At 37.7% G+C, this 1,327-nt stretch carries 2 protein-coding genes; both read right to left on the reverse strand.

All coding sequences use genetic code 11. The annotated features are described in order from the left end of the window. The coding region (locus C1T29_RS15275; protein WP_208945495.1) for an NAD(P)-binding domain-containing protein at positions 1 to 342 on the reverse strand (342 nt) is incomplete at its 3' end. Positions 343 to 429: 87 nt separating this feature from the next. Beyond that, a partial coding sequence (locus C1T29_RS15280; protein ID WP_208945496.1) for a cation diffusion facilitator family transporter occupies positions 430 to 1,327 on the reverse strand: 898 nt, incomplete at its 5' end.

Raw genomic sequence — 1,327 nt, forward strand, 5'->3', positions numbered from 1 at the left:
ATCGTAATTGGTTTTTATTAAAAAATGTTTCTTTGATTTTAGGACACTTATTACTTCTGTCCGTAATTGGATTGGGATTTCAAATTTATCAACATATTTCTTTAGATAAGCAACAATTTCATTTTTTGAAGGAAATCCATGTTTTTCTCCTTCAAGATGCATTCCAGGCAATGAGCTATACATTCGAGAAGTAAATAAAACCAATGAGTCATACCGATCTTTCCAGCTCTCCCCAACCTCATGGCTTTTATCCAAAATGAGAAACTTTTGGCCGGTCTGCTTAAGATAATACCCTATTGAGATTCCTGCTTGACCAGCCCCGATTACGATAGTGTCGTACATATTAAGCCCTCCATCAATTTTATATTGTCAGTAGACAAAATTTGAAAAATGCTATTGATCTCCTCACTATATAATGAGAGAAAAAATTTAATGGTGATGGTGGTCAAGAGGCTTCTCAATTTTGGCCTGACAAAGGATCGTATTATCGTGATGATTCGCTTCGGTTTCCATTTGTATGGTTACATGCGTAATGCCTTTATGCTCAAGCTTTTGTTCAATTTTGCGTAAAATATTTTCACTTTCTGAAATGGTTAATTGATCGGCAACAACAGCGTGGCAGGAAAGAGCATTTAATCCACTTGTGATAGACCATATGTGTAAATCATGAATGTCTTGAATTCCCTCTGTCTCTTCAATTGTGTGAATAATGTCAGTGACATCGATATTTTCTGGTGTTCCTTCCATTAATACGTGAATGGCATCTTTAGTCACATTGTAACCGCTTCTTAAAACAAGAATAGCCACAATGACGCTCGCCAATGGGTCTGCCCAGCCCCACCCAAAGAAGATGATAAGTACGACAGCTAAAATGGCGCCTACAGAGCCGAGCATATCGCTTATCACATGTAAATAAGCTCCTCTTATGTTCAGGTTACCCTCTGTGTCTCCGCCTCTCAGCATAATCCATGCAACCAATACATTCACTATTAAGCCGATAATACTAATTATAAGCATGCCGGTTGTTGCTACTTCTGGTGGATGAGAGAAACGTTCGATTGCTTCATAAATGATGTAAAGGGAAATAAGAATTAATGCAACCCCGTTTATCACCGCGGCGAGAATCTCAAATCGTTTATAACCGAATGTCTTATTGTGATTCGCCTTTTTTCCAGCTAAAGTAAAAGCAATCAGGGCAACCATTAATGAGATTGAATCACTCAGCATATGGCCTGCATCTGATAAAAGCGCCAGACTATTTGTTAAAAATCCGCCTATAGCTTCTATCATCATATAACCTGTAATGATGATAAAAGAGATCAATAAA

Source organism: Bacillus sp. MBGLi79 (genome assembly GCF_002953915.1).